The sequence below is a fragment of the Serratia liquefaciens ATCC 27592 genome, assembly GCF_000422085.1.
GTDB classification, from domain to species: Bacteria; Pseudomonadota; Gammaproteobacteria; order Enterobacterales; family Enterobacteriaceae; genus Serratia; species Serratia liquefaciens.
Genome location: NC_021741.1, coordinates 4,955,119 through 4,982,034, shown reverse-complemented (window position 1 = coordinate 4,982,034; position 26,916 = coordinate 4,955,119). Strand labels below are relative to the sequence as shown.

Below are 26,916 nucleotides of genomic sequence, written 5' to 3'. Positions count from 1 at the left end.
CCAGTCAGGCTTTTCGATTCTGTAATGCGATAAACAGGATCAGCACACCGCCCCACAGGGCCATGGTCAGATAGCTGCTGACGCCCAGCAGGTTGAGGCCGCTTTCCAGCATTTGCAGCACAATCAGCGCCAGCACCAGACCCAGCACCCGGCCAAACCCACCGTCCGGATTAATGCCGCCCAGCACCGAGGCCAAAATGGTCACCAGCAGATAGGATTCGCCGTAACCGGCCTTGGCCGAGTTGAATTTGGCCATCATCAGCAGCGCCGCACCCCAGCCGAGCAGGGCGGACAAAATATAGACCGCAATCTGTACCCGGGCGGTGTTTACGCCGCTAAAACGGGTGGCTTGCTCGTTGGAGCCAATCAGATACAGGCTGCGTCCGAGCGTGGTGTGCTCCAGCAATAGCCACAGGCCAACGGATACCAGCAGGAACAGCAGCAGCGCCACCGGAATGCCGAGCAGACTACCGTTGCCGAGATACTGAATCGCCGCCGGGAAGCCGGAGATCACCGCGCCGTTGGACAGCAGAATATTCAGGCCGGTGATCAGCGTCATGGTGCCGAGCGAAGCGAGGATGGGCGAAACGCCAATCCAGGCGACCAACACGCCGTTAAGCGCGCCAATGGCGACGGCGACCAGCAGCCCGGCCAGCAGTGCCAGCGCCAGAAACAGCGGTTGGTCCGGGTGGCTGACGATAATGGCTGCCATCACCAGCGAGCAGGCGTTGGCACCGGCGATAATCGACAGATTGATGCCGCCGGTCAGCATGGTAATGCCCATACCGAGCGCCAGCATGCCGAGGATAGGAAGCTGCGAGGCGATCGACTGGAAATTGCCGAGGCTGAAGAAGCGCGATCCGAGCAGCCCGGCGAACAGCAGCGCCACGGCGATAATGATCGCGCTCTGCAGGCGGATGATCCGATCGTTGGGGATCAGACGGGTTAACTGGATCATGTCATAGCTCCTTGGCCAGCTTGCGTTTTTCATTCCAGGCGGTGCTGCTGATGCTGATCAAAATGATCGCGCCGCTGAACACCTGGTGCCAATAGGCCGACACGCTGAGCAGCGTCAGGCCGTTTTGCAGGAAGGCCAACAGCACCACGCCCAGCAGCGTGCCGGTCAAGGAGCCGCGCCCACCGGTCATGCTGGTGCCGCCCAGCACCACCGCAGCCAGCACCGTCAGCTCAAAACCGAGCAGGGAGTTGGGGGCTACCGACTGGGTTATCTGCGCCTGCACCACCGCGGCGATACCCGCCAGAATGCCCATGTAGCCGTAAACGTAGAAGTGCAGCCGCAGCAGGTTCAGCCCCAGGCGCGACGCCGCATCGCGGTTGCCGCCCATGGCGAAAATTTGGCGGCCGAGGCGGGTAAAGTTCATCAGCACGCCGGTGACGATAATTACCGCCAGCAGGCACAGCAGCGGCAGCGTCAGGCCGTAGTCATAACCGTCGGCCCCCTGGAATGAGAACCAGCTGATGCCATCCATAAACCAGTCCGGGAAACCGTACAGCCAGGTGCCGTTGGTGGCGTAAACCAGTAAGCCGTAGAACAGGTTCAGCGTGGCGATGGTGATGATGATCGCCGGCACCTTCAGCCAGTAGACCAGAAAACCGTTCACCAGCCCGAGCAGCAGGCCGACGCCCATTGCCAGTGCGAACGCCAGCGGGAAGCCGCCGCCGTGCTGAATGACCCAACTGGCCATCACGTACTGCGCGATGGCGGTGATCGCCGGGAATGAAATATCGATGCCGCCGGCTATCAGCACCACGAACAGGCCGCAGGCGAGAATGCCGAGAATCGCGTAGCTGGTGGCGACATCCGTCAGGTTACCCAGTGTCAGAAACTCGCTGGCGCTGACGCTCAGGCCAATTGCCAGCAACAACACCAGCAGGCCCAGGTAAAACTCGTGCCGGCCGGCCAGGCGGGCCAATAATGACTTATCCATTCACCACCTCGGCGATCTGTTGTTCGGTGCTGTGGTGCGGCGAAAACTCGGCGATCAGCTCGCCCTTGCGCATCACCATCACCCGATGGCTGTTGTAATAGGCTTCCGGGATTTCGTCGCAGATCATCAGCACCGCCATGCCGAGCGCGGCCAGATCTTTGGCGATCTGGTAGATCCCCTCTTTGTTGGCGATATCCACTCCGACGGTAGGCGAGTCAAGGATCAGAATCTTCGGCTGCGTTGCCACCCACTTGGCGATGGCGATACGTTGCGCATTGCCGCCCGACAGGGTTTTTACCGGCAGCGCGCTGTCGGAAACCTTGATGTTCAGATCGCGAATCAGCCGGTTAACCAGCTCGGTCGCTTTGGCATGGTCCAGCAGCCCGAGCGGGGTGTGCAGTTGATCGAACACCGTGACGATGGTGTTGTCGTAGATCGACTGCTCCATGATCAGCCCTTGCGTAAGACGATCCTCCGACACATAGCCGATACCCTGGCGCACCGCTTCTCGGTTGTTGTGCAGTTGGACCGGTTGACCGTCGATGCGAATTTCTCCGCTGTCGGGACGGGTCATGCCGAACAGGCTGAGGCACAGCTCGGTACGGCCCGCGCCGAGCAGCCCGACGATCGAAACGATCTCGCCGCCGTGCAGTGAAAGATTGATGTCCTGGTATTTTCCGCGCCGGCTGAGATTACGAACCTCGAGCAGCGGTGCGCTATCGGTGGACGCCAGCGCCGGCAGTTGGCTGTAATGGAAGCGTTGGCCGGTCATCAGGAACGCCAGTTCATGGCTGTCCAACTGGCTGGCGGGATAAGTGCCGACCAGCTTGCCGTCGCGCATCACGCTGATGCGGTCGGCGACCTCCATCACTTCATCCAGTCGGTGGCTGACGAACACCACGCAGATACCCGCCGCTTTCAGTTCGTTGACCACCCGCAGCAGGCCGTCGACCTCTTGCCGCGTCAGCGAAGCGGTTGGCTCATCCATGATCACCAGCCGTGCGTCGGCGGCAATGGCGCGGCATATAGCCACCAGTTGGCGATCGGCAATCGACAGTTTTTCGACTTTCTTGTCGGGATCGATATGCACGCCGACGCGCGCCATGGCATCCAGCGCCGTCTGGCGCATCACCTGCTTGCGCACCCAGAAATGGCCGCCGGGCAGGTAGCGGTGAATGGCGATATTTTCCGCCACGGTCAGGTTGGGGAATAACGACAGATCCTGATAAATTACCTGAATACCGTAATAGCCGGACAGCTGCGGCGTCAGAGAATGAAAAAGTTTACCCTCAAGCGAAATATTGGCGCCTTTTTCCGGCTGATAAACGCCGGAAATAATTTTAATGATGGTGCTTTTTCCGCAGCCATTTTGCCCGGCCAGGCAATGCACTTCGCCAATATTTAGCGTCAGGTTGATCTGGTCCAAGGCCAGCACGCCTGGGAATCTCTTACTGATATTTTCCAGGGTGATAAATGCGGTGGATGTGGTCATAGCGTTAACCTGTGCAGGTTTTTATTATGGTAGTGACTGAAACTCGGGGCGCACTATATTGCGCCCTTCGTTGTTTCATGACTTTCCCGGTGTGGCGTAATATTACTGAAAATTAAAATCCTAGCGATTTGGCATTATCTTTGGTGACTTCAAGAATTTTATTAAACCGAATCACTTTTTTATCCATGTCGACGTCGGCTTTACCCAAACCTTCGATCGACAAATCTTTGGTCACTTCTTTGCCCTGCAAGAGTTGATCGGCCACCGTCACCAGGGCATAACCGGCGTCTTTCGGGTCCCACAACAGGGCTTTCTTGATGTCGCCGCGTGCCAGGTAAGGCGCGGCCTGTGCCGGCATGGCAATACCGACTACGGCGATCTTGTCCTTGGCGCGTTTCTTGGCGACTGCCTGGCCGGCACCGATCGGGCCGAGGGAGCCGAAGCCGATAATGCCTTTCATCTGCGGATAGGTTTTCATCAAATCCAGCGTGGTGGCGTAGGACTTATCGATGCTTTCCGCTACCGGCAGGCGCGAAGTGACTTCGAACATGTCCGGGTATTTGGCTTTCTGGTACTTGATGGCGGAATCCGCCCAGGCGTTGTGCAACGGCACGGTCAGCGAGCCGACATAAATGGCATAGCCGCCTTTGCCGCCCATGTCTTTCGCCAGCTCATCGACGTTGGCCTGCGCATACTTCTCGCTGTCGATGGTTTCAATGTCCCACTGGCCAATCTGCTGGTCCGGGGATTCATGCGTCAGCACCACGATGCCTTTCTCGCGCGCCTTTTTCAGCACCGGCTCCAGCACCTTGGCGTCGTTAGGCACCACGATGATGGCGTTGACGTTCTTGGCGATCAGGTCTTCAATCACTTTCACCTGTGCGGCCGGGTCTGGGGTGGACGGCCCGGTCTGGTAGGCATTGACGTCGAGCTTTTTGGCCGCGTCGTTAACGCCGACTTCCATACGGTTGAACCAGGGAATGCCGGTCACTTTGGCAACCACGGCAATCTCGTACTTTTCAGCAGCAAAGGCAGGTGTTGTCGATAACATGCACGCAGAAACCACACATGCATTTAATAATGCGAGGTTAAATTTCATTCGCTGTACCTTTTTTATCTGTAGGGGTGGCTGTTTTTCCACTTGAGCAGATTACAAAGGAATGGAAGAGGGGACGTAACGAGAGTTGGGAAATTGTGATCTGTGCACATTGGAGTAAAAATATGACGGTTTTAATGTTAATTAATTGTTGAATAATTCACTGGTGGTAATTTTACCACAGAAAATCATCATAAAATTAACAATAAAAACCATAATGATTTACATATTTAAAACAAATGAGGCGGGGCAATCGGGTTTTGCAGGGGTAAAAATGCCGGACTGAGCGCCGGCATTGAAGCATTTTAGCAATGTGTGAACAAGATCACCTTATGAGCCTGTTACAACACGCCCTGCGCCAGCATGGCGTCGGCTACCTTGACGAATCCGGCGATATTGGCGCCGTGTACGTAGTGGGTTTGCTTACCCTCGCCGCCGTATTCCACGCAGGCGTGATGAATATCCGCCATGATATGTTGTAAACGTACATCCACTTTCTCGGCGCGCCAGCCGATGCGCGCGGCGTTCTGCGCCATCTCCAGCCCGGAGGTGGCAACCCCACCGGCGTTGGCCGCCTTGCCCGGCGCAAACAGCACCCCGGCGTCCAGGAATGCATCGGTCGCCTGAATGGTGGTCGGCATATTTGCGCCTTCCGCCACAGCTTTAACCCCGTTGCGGATCAGCGTCTGTGCGGCAGCCAAATCCAGCTCGTTTTGGGTGGCGCACGGCAGGGCGATATCCACCGGCACGTTCCAGGGCTGCTGGCCGGCCAGATAGGTCAGGCCACGTTCGCGGGCATAATCTTCCACTCGACCATAGCGCTGATTCTTGATCTCCACCAAATGGGCCAGTTTTTCGGTGGTAAAGCCGGCTTCATCGACCAGAGTACCGCCAGAGTCTGATACGGTGATCACGCGCGCATCCAGCTCCAGTGCCTTCTCAATGGTGTATTGCGCCACGTTACCTGAACCAGAAACCGCAACCCGCATGCCTTCAAAACCCAACCCGTGACGTTGCAGCATGGCGTCGGTGAAATAGACCAGCCCATAGCCGGTGGCCTCTGGACGGATCAGGCTGCCGCCGAATGACAGCCCCTTGCCGGTGAACACGCAGGCGGTGTTGTTGGACAGCTTTTTCATCATGCCGCTCATAAAGCCGACCTCACGGCCGCCAACGCCGATATCGCCGGCGGGCACGTCGGTATCCGGCCCGAGGTGACGGTACAGTTCAGTCATCAGCGCCTGGCAGAAACGCATGATCTCCGCCTGGCTTTTCCCCTTGGGATCAAAGTCCGAACCGCCTTTTCCGCCGCCCATCGGCAGGGTGGTCAGGGCGTTTTTAAACGTCTGTTCGAAGCCGAGGAACTTCAGAATCGACAAATTGACCGAAGGATGAAAGCGCATGCCGCCTTTATAAGGCCCGATGGCGGAGTTGAACTGCACGCGCCAGGCGCGGTTGACCTGCACCTGGCCGCGATCGTCGACCCAACTGACGCGGAACTGGATGGTACGCTCGGGCTCTACCAAACGCTCCAGCAGCGCGTATTCGCGATAGCGCGGATTACGCTCGATAAAAGGCCACAGCGAAGTGAAGACTTCCCTGACCGCCTGTAAAAATTCCGGCTGATGGGGATTATGTTGTTGAAGCGAGGACAAGAAAGACTCTACCGATACGGTATTTTCCATGGATAACTCCTTTATACCCGTCGTCTTTCAAGCTGCAGCGTTGTTGCCCGGCTACAGCCCAAAATTCATAGGGTAATACTATTAATTTCCCCCATTATTTTTATAAATATTGGTATGGATAAAACCTGGGGGGAGGATGTTGTGTCTTTAGCGACTATATCACTGGAGGGCGGTTGATTATCAAGCGATTATTGATGTCGGCGGAATGAAAAACGCCCGCAATCGCGGGCGTTGGGCAAGTCTGTTTAGCGGCGCCGACTTAATCTTCGGCTTTTTCGTCTTCGTCACGCAGCGGCACAATCAGCATGTCGATGTGCACGGTGTTGATCAACTGGCGTGCGGAGGACATCAGCTTGCTCCAGAAATCCTGATGGTGGCCGCACAGGACCAGGTCCATATCGTATTTCTTGATGGCATCAACCAATACCTGCGCCAAATCGCCGCTGCCGCTCAGGGTTTCGGTGATCGGATAGCCGGCATTCTGCGACAGTTCGGTCAATGCGTGGTGAGTTTCTTCGGAAATGCGTTTTTGCATATCGCCGAGATTAACGTCGATCAGGCCGGTATACAGGTCGGAATAGTTAACATCTACGTGGATCAGGGAAACTTTGGCGTTGTACGGACGCGCCATAGATACGGCTTTCTCCACCAGGATTTTACTTTCCGGGGATAGGTCTACCGCAATCAAAATGTGTTTGTAAGCCATGAGAATACTCCTTCCATATAATGCCGATTAAAAGGTTAGCAGGCATTTAGCGTACCAGCCTGGCGCTTCAGGTTTCATTTTATCATTCAGATAACACAATGATATGTTGAGGCGATCACACTGCACCGCATCAAAAAACTCTCTTTATCTCCCTACCGTCAGTTTTACACCCGCTGGGCAGAAAAGCCTATCGCCCATGATGCGGTTGCTGGGTTGACCGATTGAAATATAAGCATTCTTAAACAGAGTATAGCCCCAAATGCCCTTTAGGGCAGTGGAAAACACCGGCGGCCTCAGGCAGGGCGGTTATCAGTTATAACCAATAGGTGGATGACAAATGGATGGCTTGCGGTAAATTTTATCTACTGCTTAGGCCAGTTTGCGTTTCATTAACCTACAATAATGACTATAGGCCTTATCATTTCTCCTCTGTATCAAACCTGCGCGTGTGCATCTGCATGGCGATGGGGTGTTTCCAGAGGCGGTGGGTTATGCGCGGCCTGTGCTGTGCAAAGGGGATCGGAGCGGTAAGCTCCAGCAGTAATGGGTGATAGAGGTAGGGCAGTTGGACCCGGCGGAGCGCCGTGGATAACAACGCCTTGAGGAGGCAATCATGATCAGTACCGTCGCGCTGTTTTGGGCTCTGTGTGTGGTGTGTGTGTTAAACATGGTGCGGTATTACTCTTCTCTGCGCGCGCTGTTGGTGGTTCTGCGCGGCTGTGACCCGCTGCTGTATCAATATGTCGACGGCGGTGGTTTCTTTACCGCTCATGGCCAGCCGAGCAAGCAGATACGGCTCGTGCGCTATATCTTCTCGCAGCGTTATGTCGAGCACCATGATCCGGAGTTTATTCGCCGCTGTGAGCGTGTGCGCGGACAGTTTATGCTGACCTCAGCCCTGTGCGGACTGGTGGTGATCAGCCTGGTTGCGCTGATGATTTGGTATTGAATCCGACCGATTCTTTCTGCAACAGACAAAGAAAAAGGCGGCCACCAGGGCCGCCTTTCTCATCAGGCAAACTGCTTAGATCACCTTAAGCGCCAGCCAGTACAGCGAACCGGAAAGCAGAATCGAGATTGGCAGGGTTAACAACCAGGCCAACAGGATGTTCTTCACGGTTTTGCTTTGCACGCCGCCGCCGTCCACGATCATCGTCCCGGCTACCGCCGAAGAGAGTACGTGGGTGGTGGAAACCGGCATGCCGGTATAGCTGGCAACGCCAATCGACAAGGCTGCGGTCATCTGAGCCGACACGCCCTGAGAGTAGGTCATGCCCTTCTTACCGATTTTCTCGCCGATGGTGGTGGCGACGCGACGCCAGCCGACCATGGTGCCGAGTGACAACGCCAGAGCAACCGAGACGATAATCCAGATCGGTGCATACTCAACGGTTTGCAGCAGATCCTGACGCAGGTTTTTCAGGAAACGTTGGTCCTGGGCCGAGGTTTCCGGCAGCTTGGCGATCTTGTCTGCGGTATCCGTTACGCACATCAGCAGGCGGCGCAGATGACTACGCTGTTCTACCGTCAGTTGATCGTAACTTTGCAGATTGTTCAGCAAGCCCTGAGTCAGCTCAATCGCCGGCATGGCGCGCGCGCTGTCACAGTGGAACTCGATAGGTTTATCCGGCGAGACGTCCTCATCCGGGCTTGGCACCAGTGGGGTCAGAGTGACCACGTGCGCCAAGGCGTCGCTGTGCTGCTGGTAATATTGCTGCAGGTGGGTCACGGCATCACGCGTACGGGTGATGTCATAGCCGGTTGCATTCATATTGACCACGAAGCCGGCCGGCGCAACGCCGATCAGCACCAGCATGATCAAGCCGATGCCTTTCTGACCATCGTTGGCGCCGTGCGAGAAGCTAACGCCGATAGCCGACAGGATCAGTGCGATACGGGTCCAGAACGGCGGCTTGCGTTTGCCGTCGACCTTTTCACGTTCCGCAGGGGTCATGTGCATACGCTGGCGTTTCTTGGTGCCACTCCAATAGCGGCGCAAGGCAAACACCATCAACCCGGCGACCATCATGCCGACCAGCGGCGAGATGAGCAATGACAGGAAAATACCGATCATTTTCGGGACGTTAAGCGCATCCACCACCGAAGTGTGGGTCATCAGTGCGTTGGTTAAACCCACACCGATAATTGCGCCAATCAGCGTATGAGAGCTGGAGGCCGGCAGACCGAAATACCAGGTGCCGAGGTTCCAGATGATAGCCGCCAGCAGCATGGAGAACACCATGGCTAATCCGTGCGCTGAACTGACGTTCAACAACAGATCGGTTGGCAGCAGATGAACAATGGCGTAAGCAACACTCAAACCACCGAGCATAACGCCAAGAAAGTTGAACAAGCCAGCCATCACAACCGCAAGTTGCGAACGCATGGCACGGGTATAAATTACAGTAGCAACCGCATTGGCCGTGTCATGAAAACCGTTAATGGCTTCATAAAACAACACGAACAACAATGCGAGAATTAACATCAGGCCGGTATGGAAATCCAGGCCAGCGAACAAATGCAGCATAAGCGTTACGCCAGTTTGTGGACATGAACGCCGCGCATTATCAGTGACAACCGGGGCTGGGGAAAAGGAAAATATGACGTTTTTTTGATTTCGATATGACGAAATGATGGCGTTGGTATGACAAATACATGAAATATCAGCGCGTTATGCTGAATGTCTCGCTGTAATATTTTCTTACTATGGCGTTGAGGGCGGCATGGCTTTACAATCTGCCGCCGTAAAGTTGTCGGTTACCGGTAGCGATACGGCGTAAAATAGCGGCCTTTTGTCGCGATTGTGGTTTTTATTCAGAGAGGCGCAGGTGGAACAGTTTGATGTCGTGGTAATAGGTGCGGGCGCAGCGGGCATGTTTTGCGCGGCGCAGGCAGGGCAACTCGGCTGCCGGGTGCTGCTGCTCGACAACGGCAAAAAACCGGGGCGCAAAATCCTGATGTCCGGCGGCGGACGCTGTAACTTTACCAACATGTACACGGAGCCTGCCGCTTACCTGTCGAATAACCCGCATTTCTGCAAATCTGCGCTGGCACGCTACACCCAGTGGGACTTTATCGATCTGATCAACCGTCATGGCATCGCCTACCACGAGAAAACCCTGGGGCAACTGTTTTGCGACGACTCGGCGCAGCAGGTGGTCGAACTCCTGGTGAAAGAGTGTGAGCAGGGTCAGGTGACGACACGCCTGCGTAGCGAAGTGCTGGGCGTAGAAAAAACCGCAGAAGGCTTCGAACTGGCGCTGAATGGTGAGAAAGTGAGCGCTCGCTCACTTGTGGTGGCCAGCGGTGGATTGTCGATGCCGGGCCTGGGCGCGACGCCGTTCGGCTATAAGCTGGCGGAGCAGTTTGGCCTGAAGGTATTGCCAACGCGCGCCGCGCTGGTGCCTTTTACGCTGCATAAACCGCTGTTGGAGCATTTGCAGACCCTGTCTGGCGTCTCTGTGCCGGCAGTGATCACCGCAGAAAACGGCGTCAGCTTCCGCGAAAGCATACTGTTTACCCATCGTGGCCTGTCCGGGCCGGCGGTATTGCAACTTTCCAGCTACTGGCAGCCCGGTGAGTTTGTGAGTGTTAACTTACTTCCTACGCTTGATCTGGCGGGCTTCCTCAATGAGCAACGTCAGGCACACCCTAATCAAAGCCTGAAAAATACCCTGGCGCTGCACCTGCCGAAGCGGTTGGTGGAATGTTTGCAGACGTTGGGCCAACTGCCGGAAGCGACATTAAAGCAACTGAATCCGACGCAGCAGGCAGCGTTGGTGGAAACCTTGCAGAATTGGCGCGTACAACCCAACGGTACCGAAGGCTACCGCACGGCGGAAGTGACGCTCGGCGGCGTCGACACCAAAGAGCTGTCCTCCAAGACCATGGAGGCCGCCAAGGTGCCGGGCCTGTACTTTATTGGCGAAGTGGTGGATGTGACAGGGTGGCTGGGGGGATATAACTTCCAGTGGGCCTGGAGTTCTGCCTGGGCTTGCGCTCAGGCGCTGGCGGCTCAAAAGCAATAATTTCCGCCGGGGTGATGTAAAAGTCGGCATTTGCTGCGTCGGGCGGAACCGACGCAGCAAATAAAATTATGGTTTAAGACCGATAAATAAATCATGCGTACCGCACGAAACAGAGTAATTCGTCGATATTCAATTTATTGTATTTAGCGGTATTTAAATTATTTGTAAATCAAGTTTTTTGGTATTATTTTTAGTTTAATTATTCTATCTAAATTGATTTAATTAATGGTGGGTAACCTGATTTTATTATTTACAGCGAGTGAAAAACCTCATCTATAATTATTTTTCATGTTTTCGAGTGAGAAATTATTATGAATGGCGTTTTCTTTGTTCGGCAAATACCTATTACCCCAGAACTTCAGGTTACAGAATTAAAAAACCACGCCAATGGTTTCCTGCGCTATAACAATATCAACGATCTGGCACACAGTGGTCCAGAAGCCCTGACCTGGTTCCTGAACCGCGCCAATACGCTGTTTAAAAGCAATTATCCTTCTGCGCTGCCCACTGCCTCATTGCAATTGTCGTATTTGTCGGTTTTTTGCCGTGCGGAACATGAAGCGGATAGCCAGGCATTACCTGTTTACGATTTCCTTAAAATCGATATTCAACCCACAGGAAAAAGCGGCTACGGCGTGATGTTCTCTTCGCAGATGCGCGAGTATTATCGCGATCGGCTTGAAAATGGCATGGATACGTCGGAAATTCCGGTCGATCAGGCGTTCTTCAACTCTATTTTCAAGCAAGACTCGCCCAAGACCGGCGTACTGGAAAGTTATCCGGTGATCATGATCCCCCGTAGCGCAAATGAGCAAGCTCCTTCGCTTACGCATACCTATCTCAGCAGCCTGGGGCTGGATTCCCGGCATGTCCAGCCGCCTGCGTCGGCTTATCCTTTCCGGTTTTACTTCAAACAGGATCTTGCCACGCAGGATCCCGAAGTCATCGCGGCAATCTCAGCCTGCGGGCAGGCGATGTTTGAAATCGTACGCCCGCACCTTTATCCGTTGGATCAGCAGGATATGCCGCGTTTTGACATGGCGCACCTGACGGACATCAAGTGGGAGCAGCACAATACGGCGCGCAGGTGGGTGGCTGAGCATCAGCCCTGCGTCGAGGCGCTGATGGCGCTGCACGGTATCAGGTACTAGGGTTAAGCCGGCGACGGGAGCCAATCATTCAACTCTGCGGAATATCCTTGCGACGCTACGCCGCAGGGCCTTTCAGCTCCACGCGATTGCCGTCTGGATCGGTGAAATAGAGAGACGGCCCGTCGCCCTCTGCGCCAAATCGGGATTCGGGGGGATCAACGCTGATCCCCTGCGATCGCAAATACGCTAACAGTTCGCCCTCGTTGAAAGGTTCGATGCGCAAACAGAAATGATCGACATTCTGCTGGCGAGCATCGGGATGCTGGCCGCCTTTTTTCCCCAGCACGCCGTCGACGTCGACCAGATCAAGCATGGAAACGCCGACGCGCAGATGCACCAGCCCCAGATCGGGACGCCGTCTGGCGATTTCACATCCCAGTATCTGGGTATAAAATTGAAGGCTTTTTTCCAGGTCGGTGACGCGCAGTACCAGGTGATCGATTTTCTTCAGGCTGAATGGGCGCACGCTGATGTCCTCAGATCGACGGATAATTAATCAGTATAATATACCCGTCGCCTTTCACGTTGCAGCGTCGTTACCTGCACTAAGTTACGTGGCCCTACCTGAATTTGTCAGTGCCCGTCATTGCCGGCAAGGGTTGCCACTATGGCTTCCAGCGCGGCATGCGGCGCGGCTGCGAGTGTAGAGCCCGCCTGCGCATTTTCCGCCAGCAGCCGCTGCAGCCCGACCAGCCAGTCGTAGATATAGAAGGCGGCATTTTTCGCCGGCGTGGGCGCCAGTTTGGTCAAGCGCTGCTGATTGCCCCAGTCGACCGCGGGCTGCGGTGGTGGGGTAAAGATTGGCTGGCCGGGATTGATGCGGCTGGCGGGGCGTAAAGCCGCCTCGCGCTGCTGGAAGCCCAGCCAGGCAACGAAATCGCTCAATACCGTCAGCGCCTGGCTGACCTGACGATCCTCCCCCTGTTCCGGCAGGGCGCCTGCGGCCAATGCGCGCTCCAGCGTTGCGTCAATCTCCAGACGGCAGGCGGCGCTAATCAGCGCATCGACCAGCAGTTCCAGCTGCGGTTTTTCGACGCCCAACAGGGTCAGCAGTTGGGCATTGTCCGGCAGGCAACGCAGATGATTAACCCAGTCGGCGAATACCTTTTGGGCAAAGGAAGAACGCCCATGTTCCACCGAGCTGGTCACGGCGCTATCTTCCTCACCAAACAGGTCGATCTCCACGTCGAACGGCGGTGCGGCGACAGTCGGTGCCGGTGAAGCATGCTGTTGCTGCACGAAGAGTTGGCGCAGCCTGTCGCGCTGCGGCAACAGCCATTCCAGCAATTCACCATGCGCCCCAGCCTGCGCCTGCAAGGCTCGCAGCAGTTGTTGGCTGCGCTGTTGCACACGCTGCGGATCCGCTGCGGCAAGCCAGTTGCCGAGCAGGCTTTCACTCAGCTCACGCCGCAATTCTTGTTGCAGTTCCTGAATGCGCGCTTGTTTCAATGCCGGGCGCGCCTGCGCCATCAGATAGTCCGTCATGCGGCGGCAGTCGCGTTCATCCATGGCCAGCAGGGTGGCCCAACTGTCGCCGGGCTCACCGACGTAGCGCTGAACGGCGTCGTCGGGGCGGGCTTTCCCTTCGCGCGACGCGTCGAACGGCGTGATTGCCCAGATTAAACCGGGCTTACGACGGCTGCGTACCGCAGCACTTTCCCCCTGGGTGCGTTTAACCCAGTAGGCCAGCGCATGGCCGGTTCGACTGGCCTCCTGTGGCGTGCCGGCGGCATCGCTGACCAGCAACAGACTGGCCTGTAGATTATCGGCGTAGTGGGTCAGCAGATTGACGCGTTTGGCCTGTTGCATACGCCATGTCAGATCGCCGTCTGAGCGACGGAGGCTGGCTGGAATGTCGAGAAGCTCAGCGTCGACGGGCAGCCCAGCGGGCAGAAGTGTTGCCACTTCGGCAGCTAACCACGCCAGATCGGCCTGCGCGACATCCACGACGGCGCCGTTTTCTGTCAGTACGGAAAGTTTCACCTCGGCTGGCGTGGTGACCGCGTGGGCATGCTGAATACCCGTATCGGGATCCAAAGCTTGTAGAGCGGCCTGTACGCGTTCGCAGCAGCCCAGCGTCTGGAGGCTATGCGCCAACTGACGATAGAGCATGGTCAGCGCCGGGTCCTCACCCCACAGCGGTGCGAACAGGCGGGCCCGGTCGTCAATGCTCAGATAGGGGGCCAATGAGACGGCCTGCGGCCAGAAGTGGCGGTCCAGCGCCTGTTGCCATTTGCCGCCGTGGTGACGAAGAGTGTCCCACAGCGCCACGATGGCATTGCTGTCCATGCCGTCAATCGCCATGGGCTGGCGATGGCGTTCCAATGTATTCAGGTGTGCGGCAATAGCTCGTGCGTCTCCATCCGGGCGAAAGCCGTTCATCAACGCTGCACTGGCCGTCATGGCGAGCAACTGCGCGTTATCCAGCAAGGTGATGCTCACCGGATAAGCTGGGGATGTTACGACGGCGGGTGCGCAGTAGCGTACTGCCAGCGGGCAATTCTCTGATAGCAGCGCGGCGCCGGGGGCCAATGCCGCCAAGAGGTGGGCTTTGGCAGCCGCGTTATGACCATAAAGGCCGATGGCGACGCGGTGAGGTGTGGCGGTGTCCAACTTCCGCGCCTGATTGTAGCTGCGGCGCAAACGGATCGTCAGGTTATCGGCTTCCCGGTCCAGGCGAGCCGACTGTTGCCGTGCGCCGGCGACCCAGTCAATGGCCTGGATAATTCCGTCGCTGAGGCGGTTTATCGGGTCTGAAGTGATAGGTTTCATCGTTGATAAATGCTCCCGCTGTCGATCCAGTAATGGGTTGCACCAGAGGCGCTGGCAGCCAGGGTATTGAGTTTAAGCTGTAGCTGATGTGCGTGAACCGGGCTGCCGTCGGCCAGCATGGCCTGGGCAATTTTAACGCCCTCGGCACCTTGCGCTTCACTGCCGGTAATGGCCAACCGCAGGCTGATGACCGCATCGCCAGCCAGCTTGCGTGCCAACAGGGGATCGGTGATGGTCAGCGTATATAACGGCGATGCCGGCCAGCGCGGGTTGTCCAACTGACGGAACCCAAGGCGCAAAGGACCGCGCAACTGGAAGCAGCCGGCGGGATCCAGCGCAAAATCGGCGCGATCCAGATCGATATCGCGATAGTAGACGTTATCGTCCGCCAGCATGTTATTGCCGTCCAGCATGCCCAGATGGCGAACGGTGGAATAGGGCTGGAAATCCCCAACGTTGAAGTAAAAACTCTCGAGGCGCAGGTCGATGGCCAGCAGGCACAGCATCGCTCCCACGGCGGCGGTGGATTTGGGGTTATCGATACGCCCACGCTTGTTAAACGGATACCAACTGCGGGTGTGATAGCCCTCGAGCGGCAAGATGCGGCTGGCGGGCAGCGGCTGCAGATGGCGCAGCAGGGCCTGGACGCCGGGGAAACGTGCCGGGCGGCCGGTCAGCAGCAACACATCGCAGGCGTACAGCGCCACCACTTCACACAGCAGCCGCAGGCAGCGGCCAATGCCGATCCGGTCAGACAAGAAGGCGCTGTGCAAGTCACCCAGGCGGACGACCAGCGGCGTGTACAAAATATCGAAAGAAGAAGTGCCGGTTTCGCGCTGGATCTCGCCGTTGATAAACGCCAGCACTTGTGGGGTTGGGGCTTGAGGCAACAGTTCGTCCAGGCTGGCGGCCACTTCGGCCTGGGCATCCAGCGGGTCGTAATCCTCATAAGCTGCCAACAACGCACGCCCGACAGGCATGAAAATCTGTAGCGCGGCCTGTTGGCGCAGGGTGGAAAATCCGTCCATGCGGCCTTCATTGCCGAAAAGCTTATCCATCACGGCCACCGGGGCCGCGACCCCAGCGTCCTCGATAGCCTGCTGCACGGCGGGCAAGATAAACAGCTGGATCACGTCCAGCAAAATATCGTCACCGGCGACTTTAAAGCCTTCGCGGAACAGCAGGCGAGGGTTGATCTTGATGTTATTGCCTACGCCATCGTCCAGCCTGTACTGGGTGATTGCCAGATCGGTGGTGCCGCCGCCGATATCGATGGAGGCGATACGCAGCGTTTTTCCTGCCGGTTCATCGGCTGCCAAAGGGCGATCCGGTCGGGCCATGCTGGCAAAAAAGGCGTCGGTACGGCCGGCGAAGTTCACCTGGGTTTCGTTGTACAGATAAACCATCTGGCCGCAGGTCGCCTCGTCCCATTCCATGTGCACCTGCGGAACGGGGAAGCGGGTTTGCTTGCCGTCGAACGGTGCGTCCAGCGGGTGCCAGCCCATGGCTTTCCACACCAGGCCAATCGCTTCCTGCATGCGGCGGCGGAAAATTTCCCGTTCCGGTTTCGGCATCGCCGAAGGCAATGTCAGGATGAGAGTTCGCAGGCGGCGCGGGGCGGTGGCATTCGGCATTTTTGCCCGTTGGGCGACGCTGTTGATCTGCATCAGCGCCTGCGCCAGCAACTCGGTCAGCATCAGCGTCATGACCGCGCTGCGGCTGTAATGGGCGGCGAATACCGGTAGCCGTTCCGCTAACGGCAGCGCAGAAAGCGGAACGCCTTCATCGTTTAACAGGGTGGTCAAGGGAGCGGCGGTGGCCATGGGCTCCTGCTTGCCGTTAAAACGCCAGCCAGGCGCATAGCGTTCTTCGTCCCACAGGTAGCGGCGGGGGCTGGAAATACCGGTGGTGCCTTCACTGCCTTGCCGTTGTTGCGCCAGCTGTGCGGCCTCGCGGCCCACGCGGGTGATGGAAGGCCAGACAAAGGCGTCGTCGCGCCCGCTCAGGAACGAGAGGCCGGGCTTGCCGAACGAGACCTGAGAAAACTCGACCCGGCTTTCGAACAGTTCGTTGTACACGCAGTGCGGCGCGCTGAGCGAGCGTAGCTGCAGTTCATAGGTCTGCTTCAGGCCGTTGCTTTCTTCCGGATGGTCTTCGACCAGCACGCCACAGGTGTGGGAGTTGCCGACGTCCAGAATCACGTCCACGTTGACCGCGGGCTGCTGCAGCGTAGCCGCGATGATCTTTATCTGCGGCACCGCCAGTTGGTCGCCGAGCATGTTCAACACGTTAAGGTAGTGCGCCTGATATTCGAAAGTTTTCAACCCGGTGTAGATCTGAGCTTCGGCACGTTGTTCCTGCGTGGTGGCGCCTTCGGTAAAGGCTTCGCGCAGCCAACCGTCCACCCAGGTCAGATCGAGAAAATCGCCCAGATCGTGATTGCGGTGGGCCAGCGCGAAGCTTAGTCCGGTGTCGAGATCGCTTTCACTCGGGGCTAACGCCTCCTGGCCTGGCGTCGCGATACGGGTATCGAATGCCAGCACCACCCGCAGCGAGTTGCCGTCCTGATCGGGGGTATCCAACTGAAGGAGCTGCATGCGTGCCCAGTTGTCCGGCCCGGCCAGAAACGCCCCGGAAGGGGTGTAGCGAAAGAACGGCAGTGGCAGCCAGGTCTTATCCAACAGCCGCAAAGATTGCTGCAGGGGATAACTGAATTCAGGGCGCACCACTTCATCGACCTGCCCCGGCTGCGCGGGCAACAGGTATTTGCCGCTGTCGGCATGCCACTGCAGGCGTAAAAGTGGACCACTCGCCGTCTGGCGGACAAACTTGCCCGGAAAATCGGCATCCAAAACCGGCGTCAGGGCAAAGTCCAGAAATTGGATGCCGCTGTCCTGAATCAGCGTAATGGCGTTTTTATAGTCCGTAAGGGGGGCCAGCATCATTTACTCTCGCGCTTTAACGTCATGGGATAAACCGTGTCCGCAGCGTAACGGCCGGTGCATTCCGCCGGGCCGGTCTCATTTTGCCTGCAGACGATTTCCGGTAGTGGGTAGCGGCTGCCGTCGCTGCAACGCGCTTTGGTGCGGCTGTTGATCACCAGATTGCCTGACTGCATCAGCCCGGCCTCTATCGGCGCCCGGCAGGTGATGGCGTCGCCGTAGGTGATGCTGGCGGTGCCTTTGCCGTTATTGAGACGGTATTGCAGGCTGGGCCGTTTGCCGGTCAGCGGATCTTTCAACGCCACCGTCGCGCGCCATCTGCCGTTGAGAAAACGGGTGGAGCCGGCCTTGACCGCTTCGGCTGGCAGTACCAGCGAATTTTTGTCCGCCGGCGGCAACACCACCGGGACGGGCGGCGGCGGCATTAGCGTGGCGTGTGCCAATGGCAGATGCAGCTTGGGGATCGGCTTGGCGACACCGACAGGCGAAGGTGGTGGTGCCAGCACCGCCGAAGATGTGGCTGGTGGGGGATTCGTTTGGCTCAGCCAACCCGCCAACAAGGCCATGATCGCTATCACTGGCGCCATCCACACATAGCGGCGCCACGGCCGGCGCACCGGCGCGGGGTTAATTTCTGGCGTCAGGGCTTCGGGTTCCGCAGCAGGTTGAGGCTCGGGGGCCGCCTCTACGCGCGGAGTGGCGGCGATTGGCGTCGGTTTTTCTGCCGGCTCTTCGGCTGGGCGCAGGCAGGCCAGCGGATCGTCCTGACACTGTGCCTGTGGCCTGATAAAGCCCCAAAAGGTCAGCACTGGTTTATCGTCGACCAGATAAACATGGTTGGGATCGGGTATTTGCATCGCCTTGCTTAACAAGGCGCCGAAAAGGCGTTGGCTGGGATGCTCGGTCGTCTGTGTCTCGGCGATCAGGGCGTTGAAGGTTGCCAGGCTGCGCTCCAACAGGTGCACGGCCTGAGCGCGTTGAGCCTCGTTCGCCGCCAGCCAGGAGGTGACTTTTCCAGGGAAAGGCGAGTACCAGTCAATGTGAGTGCCCGCCTCGTTAGGTTGCGGGATAGCCAGACAATCAGCGGCCGGCTGCTGTTGACGAATGCGCAGAGTTTCCCGCAGCTGCAACGCGCAGGCGTAAACCGGCTGTCCATTCTCGCCCAATGCAAGCACATCATCCAAACGGCCACTGCGTAAAAAGGGTTTTCCCACTGCCAAGCACCTTGTCCTGTTACCGATAAACGCATAAACGGTCATGGTAACCCGCGAACTAAAGCGGCAAACGGCCAAGGACAGGCGTAAAAAGGCACCTCTTGCTTTAATGGGCGAGGCAGAAAACGCATAGAGCCTGTTTAGCGTGGCAATACTGCAGCCTGTTTCCTGATGCCGTGAGGCGAAAACCGACTCATAGGCTAAGCTGGCTTGAAGAGAGTTTTTCATTAGGTGACCCGCATGCAGATCATTCTGGCCCCGACCAATCTGGGGCTGCGCCCTCTGTGGCCCGGCCATATCCCCGGTACCTGGCGAGCGCCACAGGCGCTGATGGCACAGGGGTTGGCTCAACGGCTGGCGGCGGAGGCCATCCATGAGTTAGTGTCGCCGACCTATTCGCCGCTGGCCCCCTCGGGCACCCGCATACGGAATGGCCATGCCATTCGCGCTTTCAATTTAGAGCTGGCTGCAGAGGTGGCCGCGGTGCAAGCGCGTGGTGACTTCCCGCTGGTGATTGGCGGTGACTGCTCAATTTTGTTGGGCGCGCTGGCGGGCGGGCGCCGCGCAGGGCCGCTTTCGCTGGTGCACATTGATGGGCACAGCGACTTTCGTCATCCCGGCAACTACGACCCTCAGCAGATGTTGGGCGCGGTGGCGGGGATGGATCTGGCATTGGCAACCGGCCGCGGGGAGGCGTTGTTGACCGAATGGCCCGGCGTGGCAGGGCCGCTGGTACCGGATCGCCAGGTTTTACAATTGGGTGAGCGAGAGTGCCACGACGTGGATTTCGCCTGGCCGGATATCAATCAGACTGCCATCACGCGTATCGATGTTTTTGCCGCCAACCTGATGGGCAGGGCGGAAATTATACGGCATATCGACCAGATGCTGGCCGCCGAACCAGAGTGGCGATTTTGGTTGCACCTTGATGTGGACGTGCTGGATCAGGCCGTGATGCCAGCGGTGGATTCCCCCGGCAGCCCCGGTATCGATCGTCTTTGGCTGGAAAATATCGGGGCTAAGCTGCTGCAAAATCCGCTGTGCTGCGGCATGACGGTATCGGTATTCGACCCGGATCTGGATCCCGATGGCCGCTACGCGGCATTGATCGTGGAAATGCTCGCGGCGATGTTCCATCGGCACAAACCTTAAGTCAGGCCTTGTGTGTCGACAGCAGGATGCTGGTTTCGGTGCTGGAAATGCCGGCAATGCGCCGAATTCGCCCCAGGATTTTGTCGAAGTTCTCCAGGCTGTCGGTGCGGATCTCCACCAAAATATCCCACTTGCCGTTGGTGGTGTGCAGGGTAAACACCGCGGGCTCGCCGCGCAGCTGTTGCAACACGCTTTGCGCCTTGGTGCCTTCGACCGCCACGGACATCCAGGCGCGGATGCGGTTATGTTCCACCCCCGGTTTTACACGGATGGTGTAGCCGGTAATGATCCCTTGCGCCTCCAGCGCCTCAATTCTTTTTTGCACCGTAGCGCGTGATACCCGGACCTTATTGGCTAGTTCGGTCACCGAGCTACGGGCATTTTCGCGCAGCAGCGCGAGGATTTGGCGGTCGGTATCGTTCATGGTGTCAAAGTGTCGGTTCGAAGTGGCGATTTGTAAAAATATAGAGCAATTTAGCCAGTTATCACACTGTTTGGCGTCAAATTGATTTTCCATAATAGGGCGGCGTCGCTATCCCGAACCCTGTGAGAAACATCATGCAAACCACCCAATCCGTTTTAATGGTGCGGCCATTCGGCTTCGCCGCCAATCAAGAAACCCGGCACAGCAACTTCTTTCAAAAAATCACGGAACATAATGAAAATCAGGCAACGTTGGCATTAACAGCCTTCAATGCTTACGTCGATGCACTGACGCAAGCCGGTATCGACGTTACGGTGATAGAGGATACTGGCGGGCAGGAAACGCCGGATGCGTTATTTCCCAATAACTGGATTGCTCTGCTGGGGGACGGCAGCCTGTTCATCTTTCCGATGGAAGCGAAGAACCGACGACGGGAGCGCCGCCAGGACATTATCACGCAGCTCGCCAATGACTTTGTGGTTGAACGGCAAATTGATCTTTCCGCCCACGAACTGGCGGGGCGCTTTCTGGAGGGTACCGGATCGCTGATCCTGGATCACCGGCATAAGCTGGCTTACGCCTGCCGGTCTTCACGCAGTTCGCCGGAGGTAGGCCGCGAATTTGAACGACACTCCGGCTACCAGATTGTCTGGTTCGAGGCTGCTGACCGCCATAATCGGCCCATCTATCACACCAATGTGATGCTGAGCGTCGGTGCGGAATATGCCATTGTTTGCCTTGAAAGCATCCGCAACGAAACGCAAAAAAGTGTGCTGATCGCCTCGCTCACACGCAGCGGAAAAACCATTATCGATGTCAGTTTTGCCCAGATGGAGGCCTTTGCGTGCAACGTGCTGGAGCTGCACGCCAAAGACGGCCACCCGGTTTACGCCATGTCCACCCGGGCCTGGGCTCATTTCACCCCGAAGCAGCAAACGCTGCTCGGCAGCTATGCGCGCCTGGCGCTTGGACCTATTGATATCATTGAGGATCTGGGCGGCGGCGGGGCGCGGTGCATGCTGGCGGAAATTTTCCTGCAGCGTAAATTCGCACCGGCCTGACTGCGCTGGCCACTCAGTTCAATCCCAATTGATTCAGCAGCATCTTGTTCAATTCGATGCTTTTGTGGACGTTCAGCTTGCGCATCGCCGAGCGCTTATGGGCACTGATGGTCTTCTGGCTGCGCTGCAGCATACCGGCGATGGTACAGGCGGACATGCCGGAGCTCATCAGCTTCAGCACCTTCTTTTCGCAGCTGCTCAGGGCGGCAATACGGCACTGTCGGCATTTCCAGATGCCGCTGGCGTGCAGGGCGACCCAGGGCTGCTGGCAAAAGCGCTCCAGCGCCAGCTGCAGTTTTGCGCGAACGACGGCATCATCATCGCGCCGATTAATGCTAAACAGCGCCGGATGCTTGTGCTCGTAGTGAGCATCGCGGTCGTTGAGGATCAGCACTGTCATTTGCCGATGGCGCGGCGTCTGATAAGGGCTCTGGTAGCAGCGGGCACAGCCGCAGCTGTCTTCCATTGTGCGGAAGACGATTTCTATCGGCTCCATATTTAGCAAATCGGCCGAGGTGCCGCGGTTGCTTGCATTCAGGTTATGGAGGTAATCCTCTACCAGCAGGCGCAGTCCGAGCTGATAAAAGTTATCGCTGCCCAACAGGGTGAACCGGATATTAAGCATAGTTACTCCTCAAAGCGCGCATCGTGCGGAAACAGTCGCTTGGCCTGGCGTTGCAGCTCGGCGGCTCGCTGGGGCTGTTGCAGTAGCCGGCTGACCGCCATCAAATTGATGTAAATATTGGCGTCTGGCCGCACGCGGATTTCGTTTTCAGCCCATTGCTGGTAGCTCAGCAACGTAGCCATATCGCGGGTTTGCGGGTATTGCAGCAGCTGTCGCAACTGCATGTCATAGTCGTAACGGACCTGCCAGGGCGTTGGTGTGATGACCTGGCTCATAGGGCCGAATTGCCGCAGGCCGCTTTTTTCCACAGCGGTAATGATCAGCGCGCTGTGCAGGCCGTTAAGCAGATACGGCACCATCAATGCAGCGATGCCCGCAGTGGTCAGCCGCAGCGGGAGCTGCGAATGGGAGGGCAGCCGCAAACGGCGTCGGAGGTCGCTAACGCGCAGAATCACCAGCAGCAGCACCGCGTGGGCGGCGGAGAGATAAAGCGGGTATTCCACCATCATGTGCAGCAGGATCGGCAACGCCGCCAGCCAGGGCGCGGGCCGTAGCGGAACGGGGCGGCTGTGCCGCAGCAAACGGCATAGCCCCCAGACGATCAGGGCGATACCGCTCAGGCTCAGCAGACCGCCTTCGACGCCCCACAGCAATATCTCGTTGTGCGGGTGGCTGATGGCAACGCTTTCCATACCGCTGCTGTGAGTGGTGTAAAAATGATGCAGAAAATCGTGCTGAAAATGGCCGTAACCCCAACCTAACCAGGGACGCTCGGCGATCATGTCTAGCGCCTCTTGCCAGTAGGTAAGTCGGTAAAAAATCGGTTCCGGCAGCATAAGCGCCCGCGTAGCGCCATTTAGCATCACCAGCAACAGCCCGGCACTTACCCCGGCCATCAACAACAGCAGGGCGATGCCGGCGCGTCGGCGGTTAAGGCGGTACAACATCCACAGTTGGAGCGGAGACAGCAGCAGGGCCGCCAGCAGTCCGACGCGGGAGGCGATAACGATCAACAACAGCGGTGCCAGTAGCAGCATGGCGGCGGCCAGCCATTGCAAACTGCGCGACAAAGGGCGACGGGCGCTCAGCAGATACAGCGCCAACGCCAGGCCGGTAGCCATAAAGCTGGCCATCAGGTTCCACTGCTGGAAGATGCCGTAAGGGCGGTTTTTCAGGGTGTTGTAGCCCATCCAGTTGCCCGGCTGCAGCAAACTGTATTGCACCAGGCCCAGCAAGGCTTCGATAACCGTCGCTGCCAGCAGCAGCATCAATAGCCTGCGCCGCCACCGGCGATCGAGCGGGATTTGCAGCAGCGCAAAGTAGGCCAGAACGCCCAGCACCAATCCCATCAGGCGCGGCAAGGCTTCGCTTAACCAGGGCTGTTGAGCCCACAATAGCGGCAGGAGCAAAATCAGGCTGCCGGACGCCAGCAGGTTAAAGAAGCCGGAGGTGGCCAGCGGCGGACGGCTGAACAGCATCGCACCTATGATCAACAGGGCGATGAAGATCCCGCCGACCAGATTCCATGGCAGATAGAATCCGCTGCCGCCGCGATTGGGCCAGTAAATGTGCATGGCGATCAGGCAATAAAATGCCGCCAACCCGAATAACCAGGCTGCTTTAGATTTGGACATCATGACGTGTTCCTGCGGCGCCGAATTACTGATAAGCCAGTACGAAATTGGCTACCGAGCTGAACTCACCCTCGGTAATGGTTTTATTCTGTATCGCGCTGGGATGGCCCTGCACATAGGCGGTGAAATTCAGAATATTGGCACCGTCTTGCAACGTCACCGCGCTGGTGGCCTGGTTCAAATCAATGTCCGCGCCCTTGCTGTCAAACAGGGCGATCGCGGCACCGTTGGCGCCGTTATTAATCGCCAGCTTGCCCGGCAGTTCGCTGTCCTCGTTCCCGCTGAAGGTGACATTGACGGTTTTAAACACCGCCGTTTTACAGTCGGTCAACTTGATGTTGAACGGCACCGGGTTGCTATGGCCGTAGCGGTACAGGGTTTTGACGATCACCGTGTCCATTTCCACCACCTGATCGGCCGATTGCGGTTCGATATTGCAGGGGCGACTCACCACGGTGCCGTGGAACTGCAGCGGTGAGCCGACCAGCTCGGTATCCGCCAGCGTCGGCAGTGCCGAAAAGAGTAGCGGCGTGCAACTGAGCATCGCTAAAGCGCGTAAACGCATCGTCTGTTTCTCCCTGAATTACTCGAAAGCCGCCACAATGGTGGCAGAGGCGTTGAATTCCCCTTCCGCGATTTCTTTACCGCCGTTGGCCAATGGCGCGGCAACCAGGTTCCAGCTACCGCCGTTACCGATATTTGGCACCGGGTAAAACTCATTCGGGATCACCAACTGGCCGTTATGTTTGATCTCGATACCGAGGTCGGTTTTATCGGTTTTAAATGCGTTATTGGTGAAGGGCGCCGGGGTGCCGGAAACCGCCAGTTTGATGTTCAGCGTACCGTCTTCGAAGCTGCCGCCTTCGCATTGGAAGCGCACCGGGATACTTTGTGGGTAGCTGGCGCCGTTCAGATTGCTGCCGCCGATTTCACCGAACTCGACGTTGATCAGTTGGCCTTCGTTCACCACGCATTTATCCGGCACGTAGAGAATGGCGGACTGAATAAACACCTGCGCCATCGGATTGGGGCCGAAACCTGCGTCGGTTGACCCCAAACGGCCATACATCTCGATGATCTGCCGGTCATTGATCTGTACGCCGTTAATAATTTTTTTGCGTACCCGGAAGGTGATTTTGCCTTTGGAGCCACTGCCATAGTTATTGACCTGCAAATAAGGCGGTTTGCAGGAGTGCTGGTTGAGCAGATTGGACTCGTTATAAAACGGTACGGTGATATAGGCGTTTTTATTGCCGGCGATCCAAACTTCGGCTTTCAAGTCCAGGAAGTCATTCAGTTTTAAATAGCCATTGCCGTATTCGGACGCAGGCAATGCCGAATCCGACTTATAAAAGTGTGGGCTAACGGGGATCGGGGTGTCGCAATAGACCTTGCCGGTATAAGTGCCGCCTAACGAATAGGGAAACTCTTTGGTAAAACCGACCTTGTTGGTGATATTGCTTTCATTCAGGTCGATATAAAACTGTTTCGCTCCGCCGTCCGGCGTGACGTAGCCGTTGGCCCACACGGCTGGAGCCGTCAGCGCCAGTGCCAGCGGCAGGCAGGAGTTAAGGTAGGTTTTTTTCATCACGTTTGTGAACCTCACAGGTAAATCACCTGAATGTGCGCCACGCCGGAAAAACCGGCCGCCATCACCGCTCGCTGCGTGGATTCCACGCTGGCGCTGAACCACAGCGTATTGCTGCCGGGCTGCAGAATGTAAGGCCGGCTCTGCTGGTTGAGCGATAGCGCATTGCCCTGCTGATCCTTCAAACGCAGGCCGATGCCCTGTACGCCGCCGTTCAGTTTCAGCAGATCGGGGTTGTTGATATCGCTTTCGCCGAGAAACACCAGCGTGGCGGCCTGTTCACCCTGCAAATAGAGCTGCCCGGCATCGCCGTTACGTTGCCCTGCCGGGTTATCCGCCAAGGCTTTGGCCCCCAGCAGGCAGTTGCGGAACGAGAGGCGAAAACGTACCGGCGCACTCTGATCGCCGGCGTTTTGAAAATCGCGCGCGTTAACATCACCCAAATCAATCGACTGATCTTGGCTGTCCGGCGTCAGGCTGCACGGGGAGCTGAGCAGGCCGCCATGAAAGCTGACGGTGCCGGTGGTGCCTTGGATCACGCCCAGTGGCGTTGCCGCCGTCGCGCTGCCGCTAACCAGCAGCGCGGCGATCAGCAGGGGCCGCAGGCGGCCGCCGGTGAATTCAGCCATGCGGAATCTCCTTATTTTTTGGTCTCAGGCACGGCGTTGCACACGCTGCCGTTACAGGCGAAGCGCAGCTCCGGGTGACCGCCGTAGTCATTGATATAGGTGATGACAAAGCTGTTGAGGCCGTTGTCGCGCACCTTAATGGTTTCGCTCGATTTCGGTTTCAGCATCACCGGCTGGAAGTCGCCCAGCGCGCCGCCGCCCTGTTTCTGCGTTTGGCGAGTCATGCCGGTCAGGGTGATGTAAAACGGCGTAGGGTTTTCAACGGTGAAACCGCCGGTGCTTTTGCGAAATACCAGCTTCTCCTGCCACACTTCGCCTTTTGGCGCGACGATGGCTTTTGGCCGATAAAACAGTTTGATCTGGGTTTGCAGTGCCAACTGCATCACGTTGGTTTTACTGCTTTTCGGCGGAATTTCACGCAGGTTGAAATAGAACACCGACTCGCGATCTTGCGGCAGACGATCGGCCTCCGGCGTCTTGGTGATGCGCACCACGCTGCGTTCATTGGCTTCAACCCGCTGCAACGGCGGTAACACCACCAGCGGCGAAGTGATTTTCTGGTGCTGCTCGTTTTCCAGCCAGGACTGCGCCAGGAAAGGCAGTTCCTTGTTTTCGTTGACGATATTCAGGCTGATTGATTTCGCGTCGCTGAGGTAAACGGCGCGAGTACGATCCAGCGATATCGCTGCGTTGGCGGCCGGTACTGCTGCGGTCAAAGCCAGGCCCAGCGCGGCCATTTTTGCTAACGGAACGTTGTTCATAATCATC

General features: G+C 57.4%; 23 protein-coding genes. 5 read left to right on the top strand and 18 right to left on the bottom strand.

What is annotated here, in order from left to right:
- Window positions 1-4 precede the first annotated feature (4 nt).
- The 6 genes from M495_RS23220 to uspA all read right to left on the bottom strand — a co-directional run bounded on the left by M495_RS23220 (window position 5) and on the right by uspA (window position 6,928).
- The gene (locus M495_RS23220; protein ID WP_020837442.1) at window positions 5-958 is read right to left on the bottom strand and encodes an ABC transporter permease; all 954 of its coding nucleotides are present in this window, start codon (window positions 956-958) and stop codon (window positions 5-7) included.
- Window position 959: 1 nt separating this feature from the next.
- Window positions 960-1,949 (bottom strand): ABC transporter permease, encoded by a 990-nt coding sequence (locus M495_RS23215; protein ID WP_020837441.1) that lies wholly within the window; start codon window positions 1,947-1,949, stop codon window positions 960-962.
- Window positions 1,942-3,441, bottom strand: coding sequence for a sugar ABC transporter ATP-binding protein (locus M495_RS23210; RefSeq protein WP_020837440.1), 1,500 nt, complete (start codon window positions 3,439-3,441; stop codon window positions 1,942-1,944). Before M495_RS23210 ends, M495_RS23215 begins: the two co-directional genes overlap by 8 nt.
- Before the next feature lie 112 nt (window positions 3,442-3,553).
- Window positions 3,554-4,540 carry an autoinducer 2 ABC transporter substrate-binding protein gene (locus M495_RS23205; protein WP_020837439.1) on the bottom strand — a complete coding sequence of 329 codons (987 nt, stop codon included), beginning with the start codon at window positions 4,538-4,540 and terminating at the stop codon, window positions 3,554-3,556.
- A gap of 338 nt (window positions 4,541-4,878) precedes the next feature.
- Window positions 4,879-6,222: an NADP-specific glutamate dehydrogenase gene (gdhA, locus tag M495_RS23200; RefSeq protein ID WP_020837438.1), complete on the bottom strand. Its 1,344-nt coding sequence runs from the start codon at window positions 6,220-6,222 to the stop codon at window positions 4,879-4,881.
- Between the two features lie 259 nt (window positions 6,223-6,481).
- The gene (gene uspA / locus M495_RS23195; RefSeq protein ID WP_012147365.1) at window positions 6,482-6,928 is read right to left on the bottom strand and encodes a universal stress protein UspA; all 447 of its coding nucleotides are present in this window, start codon (window positions 6,926-6,928) and stop codon (window positions 6,482-6,484) included.
- A 613-nt stretch (window positions 6,929-7,541) separates the two neighbouring features.
- Between uspA and uspB the strand changes: the two genes are divergently transcribed.
- Window positions 7,542-7,877, top strand: coding sequence for a universal stress protein UspB (gene uspB, locus M495_RS23190; protein ID WP_020837437.1), 336 nt, complete (start codon window positions 7,542-7,544; stop codon window positions 7,875-7,877).
- A gap of 75 nt (window positions 7,878-7,952) precedes the next feature.
- Here uspB and pitA read toward each other — a convergent pair whose 3' ends face one another.
- Complete coding sequence (pitA, locus tag M495_RS23185) at window positions 7,953-9,455, bottom strand: inorganic phosphate transporter PitA (RefSeq protein WP_020837436.1); 1,503 nt, start codon at window positions 9,453-9,455, stop codon at window positions 7,953-7,955.
- A 301-nt stretch (window positions 9,456-9,756) separates the two neighbouring features.
- On the opposite strand from pitA, the gene M495_RS23180 reads away from it, so the two are divergent.
- Together M495_RS23180 and M495_RS23175 are read left to right on the top strand one after the other, a co-directional pair.
- A complete protein-coding gene (locus tag M495_RS23180) occupies window positions 9,757-10,956 on the top strand; it encodes a BaiN/RdsA family NAD(P)/FAD-dependent oxidoreductase (RefSeq protein WP_041415739.1) in 1,200 nt (399 codons plus the stop codon).
- 311 nt (window positions 10,957-11,267) lie between these two features.
- Window positions 11,268-12,107 (top strand): putative oxygenase MesX, encoded by an 840-nt coding sequence (locus M495_RS23175; protein WP_020837433.1) that lies wholly within the window; start codon window positions 11,268-11,270, stop codon window positions 12,105-12,107.
- Window positions 12,108-12,162: 55 nt separating this feature from the next.
- On the opposite strand, the gene M495_RS23170 is transcribed toward M495_RS23175, so the two are convergent.
- From M495_RS23170 to M495_RS23155, 4 genes are all read right to left on the bottom strand, one after another.
- Window positions 12,163-12,573, bottom strand: coding sequence for a VOC family protein (locus tag M495_RS23170; RefSeq protein ID WP_020837432.1), 411 nt, complete (start codon window positions 12,571-12,573; stop codon window positions 12,163-12,165).
- Between the two features lie 107 nt (window positions 12,574-12,680).
- Window positions 12,681-14,879, bottom strand: coding sequence for a virulence factor SrfC family protein (locus tag M495_RS23165; protein ID WP_020837431.1), 2,199 nt, complete (start codon window positions 14,877-14,879; stop codon window positions 12,681-12,683).
- On the bottom strand, window positions 14,876-17,821 hold the full coding sequence (locus M495_RS23160) for a virulence factor SrfB (RefSeq protein ID WP_020837430.1): 2,946 nt from the start codon (window positions 17,819-17,821) through the stop codon (window positions 14,876-14,878). Before M495_RS23160 ends, M495_RS23165 begins: the two co-directional genes overlap by 4 nt.
- Window positions 17,821-19,035 (bottom strand): SrfA family protein, encoded by a 1,215-nt coding sequence (locus tag M495_RS23155; protein WP_020837429.1) that lies wholly within the window; start codon window positions 19,033-19,035, stop codon window positions 17,821-17,823. Before M495_RS23155 ends, M495_RS23160 begins: the two co-directional genes overlap by 1 nt.
- 240 nt (window positions 19,036-19,275) lie before the next feature.
- Here M495_RS23155 and M495_RS23150 point away from each other — a divergent pair, with 240 nt between their 5' ends.
- Window positions 19,276-20,187, top strand: coding sequence for an arginase family protein (locus M495_RS23150; RefSeq protein WP_020837428.1), 912 nt, complete (start codon window positions 19,276-19,278; stop codon window positions 20,185-20,187).
- Window position 20,188: 1 nt separating this feature from the next.
- Here M495_RS23150 and M495_RS23145 read toward each other — a convergent pair whose 3' ends face one another.
- The gene (locus tag M495_RS23145; RefSeq protein WP_020837427.1) at window positions 20,189-20,704 is read right to left on the bottom strand and encodes an Lrp/AsnC family transcriptional regulator; all 516 of its coding nucleotides are present in this window, start codon (window positions 20,702-20,704) and stop codon (window positions 20,189-20,191) included.
- Window positions 20,705-20,745: 41 nt separating this feature from the next.
- Between M495_RS23145 and ctlX the strand changes: the two genes are divergently transcribed.
- Window positions 20,746-21,672, top strand: coding sequence for a citrulline utilization hydrolase CtlX (ctlX, locus tag M495_RS23140; protein WP_020837426.1), 927 nt, complete (start codon window positions 20,746-20,748; stop codon window positions 21,670-21,672).
- Between the two features lie 13 nt (window positions 21,673-21,685).
- Here the strand turns inward: ctlX and M495_RS23135 are convergent, their stop codons facing one another.
- From M495_RS23135 to M495_RS23110, 6 genes are read right to left on the bottom strand one after another with little or no spacing between them, the layout of a single operon-like run.
- Window positions 21,686-22,297, bottom strand: coding sequence for a helix-turn-helix transcriptional regulator (locus M495_RS23135; RefSeq protein ID WP_020837424.1), 612 nt, complete (start codon window positions 22,295-22,297; stop codon window positions 21,686-21,688).
- Between the two features lie 2 nt (window positions 22,298-22,299).
- Complete coding sequence (locus M495_RS23130) at window positions 22,300-23,934, bottom strand: PglL family O-oligosaccharyltransferase (RefSeq protein WP_020837422.1); 1,635 nt, start codon at window positions 23,932-23,934, stop codon at window positions 22,300-22,302.
- A 22-nt stretch (window positions 23,935-23,956) separates the two neighbouring features.
- A complete protein-coding gene (locus tag M495_RS23125; protein ID WP_020837420.1) occupies window positions 23,957-24,496 on the bottom strand; it encodes a fimbrial protein in 540 nt (179 codons plus the stop codon).
- Window positions 24,497-24,514: 18 nt separating this feature from the next.
- The gene (locus M495_RS23120) at window positions 24,515-25,519 is read right to left on the bottom strand and encodes a fimbrial protein (protein ID WP_020837418.1); all 1,005 of its coding nucleotides are present in this window, start codon (window positions 25,517-25,519) and stop codon (window positions 24,515-24,517) included.
- Window positions 25,520-25,533: 14 nt separating this feature from the next.
- Window positions 25,534-26,148: a fimbrial protein gene (locus tag M495_RS23115; RefSeq protein ID WP_020837417.1), complete on the bottom strand. Its 615-nt coding sequence runs from the start codon at window positions 26,146-26,148 to the stop codon at window positions 25,534-25,536.
- A gap of 11 nt (window positions 26,149-26,159) precedes the next feature.
- Window positions 26,160-26,915: a fimbrial biogenesis chaperone gene (locus M495_RS23110; protein ID WP_020837416.1), complete on the bottom strand. Its 756-nt coding sequence runs from the start codon at window positions 26,913-26,915 to the stop codon at window positions 26,160-26,162.
- Between the last annotated feature and the right edge of the window lies 1 nt (window position 26,916).

Excerpts from the sequence above, each read along its gene's own strand:
- M495_RS23220 (WP_020837442.1), bottom strand. The coding sequence starts at position 958 with ATGATCCAGTTAACCCGTCTGATCCCCAACGATCGGATCATCCGCCTG.
- M495_RS23215 (WP_020837441.1), bottom strand. The coding sequence starts at position 1,949 with ATGGATAAGTCATTATTGGCCCGCCTGGCCGGCCGGCACGAGTTTTAC.
- M495_RS23210 (WP_020837440.1), bottom strand. The coding sequence starts at position 3,441 with ATGACCACATCCACCGCATTTATCACCCTGGAAAATATCAGTAAGAGA.
- M495_RS23205 (WP_020837439.1), bottom strand. The coding sequence starts at position 4,540 with ATGAAATTTAACCTCGCATTATTAAATGCATGTGTGGTTTCTGCGTGC.
- gdhA (WP_020837438.1), bottom strand. The coding sequence starts at position 6,222 with ATGGAAAATACCGTATCGGTAGAGTCTTTCTTGTCCTCGCTTCAACAA.
- uspA (WP_012147365.1), bottom strand. The coding sequence starts at position 6,928 with ATGGCTTACAAACACATTTTGATTGCGGTAGACCTATCCCCGGAAAGT.
- uspB (WP_020837437.1), top strand. The coding sequence starts at position 7,542 with ATGATCAGTACCGTCGCGCTGTTTTGGGCTCTGTGTGTGGTGTGTGTG.
- pitA (WP_020837436.1), bottom strand. The coding sequence starts at position 9,455 with ATGCTGCATTTGTTCGCTGGCCTGGATTTCCATACCGGCCTGATGTTA.
- M495_RS23175 (WP_020837433.1), top strand. The coding sequence starts at position 11,268 with ATGAATGGCGTTTTCTTTGTTCGGCAAATACCTATTACCCCAGAACTT.
- M495_RS23165 (WP_020837431.1), bottom strand. The coding sequence starts at position 14,879 with ATGAAACCTATCACTTCAGACCCGATAAACCGCCTCAGCGACGGAATT.
- M495_RS23160 (WP_020837430.1), bottom strand. The coding sequence starts at position 17,821 with ATGCTGGCCCCCCTTACGGACTATAAAAACGCCATTACGCTGATTCAG.
- M495_RS23150 (WP_020837428.1), top strand. The coding sequence starts at position 19,276 with ATGCAGATCATTCTGGCCCCGACCAATCTGGGGCTGCGCCCTCTGTGG.
- M495_RS23145 (WP_020837427.1), bottom strand. The coding sequence starts at position 20,704 with ATGGAAAATCAATTTGACGCCAAACAGTGTGATAACTGGCTAAATTGC.
- ctlX (WP_020837426.1), top strand. The coding sequence starts at position 20,746 with ATGCAAACCACCCAATCCGTTTTAATGGTGCGGCCATTCGGCTTCGCC.
- M495_RS23135 (WP_020837424.1), bottom strand. The coding sequence starts at position 22,297 with ATGCTTAATATCCGGTTCACCCTGTTGGGCAGCGATAACTTTTATCAG.
- M495_RS23130 (WP_020837422.1), bottom strand. The coding sequence starts at position 23,934 with ATGATGTCCAAATCTAAAGCAGCCTGGTTATTCGGGTTGGCGGCATTT.
- M495_RS23125 (WP_020837420.1), bottom strand. The coding sequence starts at position 24,496 with ATGCGTTTACGCGCTTTAGCGATGCTCAGTTGCACGCCGCTACTCTTT.
- M495_RS23120 (WP_020837418.1), bottom strand. The coding sequence starts at position 25,519 with ATGAAAAAAACCTACCTTAACTCCTGCCTGCCGCTGGCACTGGCGCTG.
- M495_RS23115 (WP_020837417.1), bottom strand. The coding sequence starts at position 26,148 with ATGGCTGAATTCACCGGCGGCCGCCTGCGGCCCCTGCTGATCGCCGCG.
- M495_RS23110 (WP_020837416.1), bottom strand. The coding sequence starts at position 26,915 with ATGATTATGAACAACGTTCCGTTAGCAAAAATGGCCGCGCTGGGCCTG.